The sequence below is a fragment of the Streptomyces sp. NH27 genome (assembly GCF_056859195.1).
On sequence record NZ_JACEGK010000464.1, the window covers coordinates 1 to 6,413 of the forward strand.

The window sequence follows — 6,413 nt, forward strand, 5'->3', positions numbered from 1 at the left end:
GTCCATCGGCGGCTCCAGCCTCACTCGAAAGCGACTCCCGTCGACGGACCGCGCCCACCCGCGCCCACCGCTCCCCCGACGACGAGCAGCGCGATCATACGCGGGCGGACGTGCGGCCCTTCGCGGCGCTAGTGCCGTGACCGGCAAGGTTTGCCCGGTAGCGAGGTGCCCTGGCACTCCCCCATGGCCTTCGGCGTGGGGGTGCCCCCAGGCCGCAAGGCGGCCGGAAGCCCTCGTAGTGCGTCTACTCGGGCTTTCGGCCAACGCTGGGGGCACTCCCCCTGGCTTCGCCGGGGGTGCCCCCACCCGCCGAAGGCAGGGGGAGGACGCGCGTGCCAGAGCGGCGAGCGGGGCAAACCTTGCCGGGAGGGGCACTAGCTGCCGCTCAGGGGCGAAGCCCACGTCGGATCGTGCCGTGTCCTTCCCATCAGGTGGGTGATGAGGCGCTCCGCCGTGCCGGTGGCGGTGGCCTGTGGCGCTCCGACCGACGTCAGGGCAGCGCTGATCCTGGTCGGCGCGTCCCCTGGCACGTCCAGGTCGTCGAGGAGGGGAAGGAGCAGCAGGAGGCGAGCGGCCGCGTCCTCGACCCCTTCGACGGTGGGCGCCGGGTTGTCGGCGATACGGACCACTTCGTGCCACGTCAGTCCGGCCCCCGTCAACTCCCCTTCCCAGTGGGCGATCTGCCGGGCGCGGCTCCGACACGGGTGGGTGAGGAGGTAGTCGATGCCGCAGTCGCCGACCAGGTTGCGGTAGATCACCACTGCCCCAGGACCGTCTGTAGCGGGTACGCGGAACACCGGCCAGGAATCGGGGTCCGAGAGGACCTCGGACAGGGCATCGGCATCGGCGCCGTCGTCGCCGAACCACTCCGGAGCGGGGCGCCCGGCACTCGTCCCGTCGCCGCACATCGCCATCAGGTAGTTCGACCAGAATCCCGGCCGGGCCAGCAGAAACTCCCCCGCAACCAGCGGGCCGTTGTCGTATCCCTCGATCAGCACCCCGTAAGCCTGCCACCGGCCACTGACACGATTCGATCCGGGATCGGCGCGGACCCGCTGTAGGTCCTGGTGCAGGTCATATCCGACTGGTGCCACGTACAGCGGGTTCGCGACCACGACCCTGGGGACGTCTGTGCCGGACACGGCAGGTCCCGACGGTTCCGCCGGCTTCGGCTGCGCCGGTTCGGCCGCCCGTCCGCCCGCCGGCGAAGGACCCGCCGGGCCGAGCCCGTTCGCGGCCGGCGTCCCCGGGGCGGCCCGAACCGGCCTGTTACGGGGCCTGGTTGAACGCGCGCGCCGCGATCGTTCCGCCGCGCGATCGGCCGCCCGGAGGGCAGTGGCACCCACGGGATGCCGGCGCCTTCACACAGACGCGACACGCGACCCGAGCTCCGCCGAAGCCGTCGGCACACCCTCCCGCGGGGCGCTCGCGACACGCCTGGGGAGGTGCGCGTGGTGGGAGCGACGGGAGTGAAGACTGCCCCGCGGTCATTGACACGCCCTCAGAGTCCGCGCTCTACTCATGCCTCGTGCAGATTGGCAACGTTGTCAGTCCGTGAGCCCTACGACGTCGCTGTCGATCGAGGACGCCACCCGTCCCTGGCACACCCATGTGTGACGACGAATCGCGGAGGCAACCGATGGTCGGACAACGGCGCCCCTACGGGCCCCGTTTCAGCAGCAGATTCCGTCAACGCCTCGCCGTGGTGTCCCTTCTGGGCATCGCGGCGCTCCCGATCCAGTCCCTGGCCGGCGCCGGCGCGGCGTCAGGCCCGCAACTCGTCGCGGACCCGGCGGCGTTGATCAACCCGCTGATCGGCACCTCGGGCGCCGTCAACACCTTCCCCGGGCCCGACGTGCCGTTCGGCATGATGCAGTGGGGGCCGGACACCACGCCCGACCGGACGCAGGGCGGCGGGTACGAGTACAACGACAGCAAGATCTCGGGCTACAGCCTGACGCACGTCTCCGGCCCCGGCTGCGACGTGGCCGGAGACGTGCCGATCCTGCCGGTCACCGGCGCGCTGTCCGGGAACCTGTCCAACCTCTCCTCGCAGTTCAGCCACGACGACGAGCAGACCGGCGTGGGCTACTACGGCGTCACCGACTCCGCCGGCGTGAAGACCGAGTTGACCGACACCACGCGGGCGGGCCTGGGCCGGTTCACATTCCCGGCCGGCGCCCAGTCGAACCTGCTGCTCAAGCTGAGCAGCGGCGCGTCGCAGGTGGACGGCACCCGGGTGCGGGTGGTCGGCAACCGCGAGGTGAGCGGGTCGGTCGACAGCGGGCACTTCTGCGGCGCGGCCAACCGCTACACGCTGCACTTCGACATCAAGTTCGACCAGCCGTTCACCGCGAGCGGCACCTGGGTCGGCAGCACCATCAACCCCGACGCCACCAAGCTCAGCGAGGGCCGGCCGGAGCAGAAGCTCGCCACCCACCCCAACACCCCGCTGCACGAGCAGCACTTCACGGTGCCGGGCAGCACATCGCCGAAGGTGCACCCGAGCGGCGGCGCCTCGCCCTCCGCGAGCCCGGACAACTCCACCGCGAGCCCGAACAGCTCCTCCGCGGCCAAGTCCGCGACGGCCGGTGCGCCGGTGACCGGCGCCAACGGCATGTACCTCACGTTCGACACGGCGAGCAAGCCCGCGGTGACGGCGGCCGTCGGCATCTCGTACACCAGCGACGACAACGCGGCGTCCAACCTGTCGACCGAGGTCAAGGGCTGGAACTTCGACGCCATGCGGAAGGCCAACCACACCGCGTGGAACGACGTCCTGGACAGGGTGCGGATCGGCGGCGGCAGCCACGACCAGCAGGTGCAGTTCTACACCGCGCTCTACCACGCGCTGCTGCACCCGAACGTGTTCTCGGACGACAACGGCCAGTACATGGGCATGGACGACCAGGTCCACAAACTGACCCAGGGTCAGAAAGCCCAGTACGCCAACTACTCGGGCTGGGACACCTACCGCTCCCAGACGCAGCTGATCGCGATGGTCGCGCCGAAGCAGACCGGTGACATCGTCACCTCGATGCTCAACGGCTACGACCAGACCGGCCTGTTGCCCAAGTGGGCGTCGAACAACGGCGAGAGCTACGTCATGGTCGGCGACCCGGCCACCTCGATCATCGCCGACGCCTACGCGTTCGGGGTGCGCAACTTCGACACCGCGCACGCCCTGTCGGCGATGGAGCACGAGGCGACCGCGCCGAACCAGGACCGCCCGGGCGAGGCGGTGCGCGACGCGAAGGGCTACCTGCCGCTGGACGGCACGTACTCCTGCTGCAACTTCTACGGCCCGGTCTCGACCCAACTGGAGTACGACAGTGCGGACTACGCGCTGGCGTCCTTCGCGAAGTCGCTGGGCAGGACGGCGGACTACCAGAAGTTCGCGACCCGCGCGCAGGACTGGATGAACGTCTTCAACCCGCAGACCGGCTACATGCAGGCGAAGGACTCCGACGGGCAGTTCGCCGGCGGCTTCACGCCGGGCACCTCGAACGGCTTCGTGGAGGGCACGTCGGCGCAGTACACCCCGATGGTGCCGTTCGACCTCCAGCAGTTGATCACTGCCCGTGGTGGCACCGCGGCCTACGGGTCCTACCTGGACAGCCTGTTGAGCGACATCGCCGACCCGTCGGGCACCAACGCCGACCTGAGCAACGAGCCGAGCCTGGAGATCCCCTGGGAGTACAACTACCTGGGACAGCCGTGGAAGACCCAGGCGGCCGTGCGCGAGGCGCAGCAGGACCTGTACTTCAACGCGCCGGTCGGCTCGTTCGGCAACGACGACCTGGGTGCGATGAGTTCGTGGTTCGTGTGGTCCGCGCTGGGGATGTACCCGGAGACGCCGGGCACCGACACGCTGGTGCTGGGCAGTCCGGTGTTCCCGGTCTCGAAGGTCACCTTCGGCAACGGCAAGCAGGTCGCGGTCAACGCCCCGCAGGCCGCCACGAACGCGCCCTACGTACAGGCGCTGAACGTCAAGGGCAAGGCGTGGAAGGGCTCCTGGCTGACCTTCGACCAGTTCAAGAAGGCGGGCACGCTCGACTACAGCCTCAACACGGTGCCGAACACGTCATGGGGCTCGGCGGCCGACGAGGTTCCGCCGTCCGACGCCACCGGCGGCGGGCGGGTGCTGGCGGCGACCGGGCCGAGCAGCGACGGGCTGATCGTCGCGCCCGGGGACTCGGGTGACGCCACGCTGCGGCTGACCAACCTCGGCAGCAAGGCGGTCACCGCCGACTGGGCGGCCACCGCGCCGTCGGGGGTGACGCTCGGCACCTCGTCGGGCTCGGTGACGGTGCCGCCGTCGGGCAGCGCCGAGGCGAAGGTGACGGTGACCGGGGGCGACGCCGAAGGCGCGTACGCGGTGCCCTTCGCGGTGACCGACCACAGCGGTGGCGCGGCGCTCGCGAGCGCGACGCTGCGGGTGTCGGTCGCGAAGCCCGGCGAGCTGTGGCCGTACGAGACGAACGAGGGCATCTACCCCGACGCCGCGCACTTCTCCGGCGGCTTCGACGACGGCGGCTGGGCGTACTCGCAGGACGCGCTGGCCGCGGCCGGGGTGACCGGCGGCGCGAAGGTCAGCGCCGACGGCCTCGACTACACCTGGCCCACGATCACCTCGGGACGGCCCGACAACCTCGAGGTGGCCGGCCAGACGCTCCCGCAGCCGGCGGGCACGTCGGGCGCGTACCTCGGGCTGCTGGGGTCGGCGACCAACGCACCGACCGACGGCAGCGGAGTCCCCGGCGCGCTGACCGTCACCTACACCGACGGCACCACCGCCAAGGCGACGGTGACGTTCTCGGACTGGACGCTCAACGGCGCCGGCACCAAGCCGGTACCGGGTAACACCACCGCGGTCACCACCGACTACCGCGACACCGGCAGCGGCGGCAAGGACAACGTCAAGGCGTACGTCTTCTCCGTGAAGGTGCCGCTGGACGCGACGAAGACGGTGGCGTCCGTGACGCTCCCCGTGACCGGCGCGTCGGGCACCGTCCACCTCTTCGCGATCAGCTTCGGCGGATGAGCTGAGCGGACGGCCTGCCGTCCGAAACGGCGACGACACGAGTCCGGGCGCGCCCTCCGCGTCGACGGGGGGCGCGCCCGGGTCGGGTCGGGGGCGGGGCGGGGTGCGGGGCGGCGGGCTTGCGGGCCTACCACCAGGGGCTACGGTGGATGGGCAAGTGCCCGCGGCGGGCACCACGGGCGGCCACGGCGGTGGCCCCGGCGACCAGACGCCATGAGGAGCACGGGCGATGGGAGTGCGGGCCGGATCATTGAGGGCGTCCTGGATGCCCGGGGCGCTCGCCACGCTCGCGCTGGTGTCGGGCTCGCTGCTCGACCTGCTCGGGCCGGAACCGTATGTGGGGCTGCCGCTGCTGGCCGCGGCTCCGCTGGTCGCGGCGGCGGCGCTGTCGTTCCGCACGAGCGTGGTGTTCGCGGTGCTCGCGTCCGTCGCGTCGGTCGGGCTGGACTTCAACCGGGAGCGGACGTGGCTGTCGAGCCTGGTGGACCTGGCGGTGGTCGGCGTGGTCGGGGTGCTGGCGCTGGTGGTCAACGTGCTGATGGGCCGGCAGATGAGCGACCTCGCCCGGGCCACGGAGGTCGCGGAGGCGGCACAGCGCGCGGTGCTCCCGCAGCCCCCGGCCCGGGCCGGACCACTGGCGGTCGCGTCGATGTACAGCGCGGCGCAGGCGGAGGCGCGGATCGGCGGGGACCTGTTCGCGGTGCAGGAGACTCCGTTCGGGGTGCGGATGATGATCGGGGACGTGCGCGGCAAGGGGATGCAGGCGGTCGGCGCGGTGTCCGTGGCGATCGGCGCGTTCCGGCAGGAGGCCGAGCACGCGCCGGACCTGCCCGAGCTGACCCGCCGGATGGACGAGGCGCTGGCGCGGAACGCCGCCCACGAGACCATGAACCACCCGACCGAGGAGTTCACGACCGCGCTGCTCGCCGAAGTGACCCCCGACGGCCGGACGCTCCACGTGGTCAACCGGGGCCACCCGCCCCCATACCTGATCACCGGCGGGACGTTCGTACCGCTGCCGCCGGCCGTGCCCGCGTTCCCGCTGGGCATGGGGCTGGCGCCGGTGTCCGAGGACGGGGCGGTACGCCCCGCCGACTCCTGGCGCCTGCCGCCAGGCGGGACGGTGCTGTTCGTGACCGACGGCGTCACCGAGGCCCGTAACCGCAAGGGCGTCTTCTACGATCCGTGCCGCTCGGCGCTGGCCGGCCGCCGCTTCGAGGACCCGCGGGACCTGGTCGACGCGCTCACCGAGGACGTCGACCGGTGGACGGGCCACACCCGCCAGGACGACATGGCCGTCCTCGCCGTGACCCGCGTGCCAGGGGAGCATTCCCCGTCCTGAGAGTCACGGCCCCGGGCACCAAGATCC

Annotated in this window: 3 protein-coding genes; 2 read left to right on the forward strand and 1 reads right to left on the reverse strand. The window is 71.6% G+C overall.

The features are described from left to right. Positions 1-374 precede the first annotated feature (374 nt). On the reverse strand, positions 375-998 hold the full coding sequence (locus AC13HU_RS29305) for a hypothetical protein (RefSeq protein WP_483044987.1): 624 nt from the start codon (positions 996-998) through the stop codon (positions 375-377). 704 nt (positions 999-1,702) lie between these two features. Here AC13HU_RS29305 and AC13HU_RS29310 point away from each other — a divergent pair. Continuing rightward, a complete protein-coding gene (locus tag AC13HU_RS29310) occupies positions 1,703-5,044 on the forward strand; it encodes a lectin (protein ID WP_483044988.1) in 3,342 nt (1,113 codons plus the stop codon). 229 nt (positions 5,045-5,273) lie between these two features. Next, on the forward strand, positions 5,274-6,386 hold the full coding sequence (locus AC13HU_RS29315; RefSeq protein WP_483044989.1) for a PP2C family protein-serine/threonine phosphatase: 1,113 nt from the start codon (positions 5,274-5,276) through the stop codon (positions 6,384-6,386). Positions 6,387-6,413: the final 27 nt, after the last annotated feature.

What these genes read in the sequence shown, in the direction of transcription:
- AC13HU_RS29315 (WP_483044989.1), top strand. Translation starts at nt 5,274, where the DNA reads ATGGGAGTGCGGGCCGGATCATTGAGGGCGTCCTGGATGCCCGGGGCG.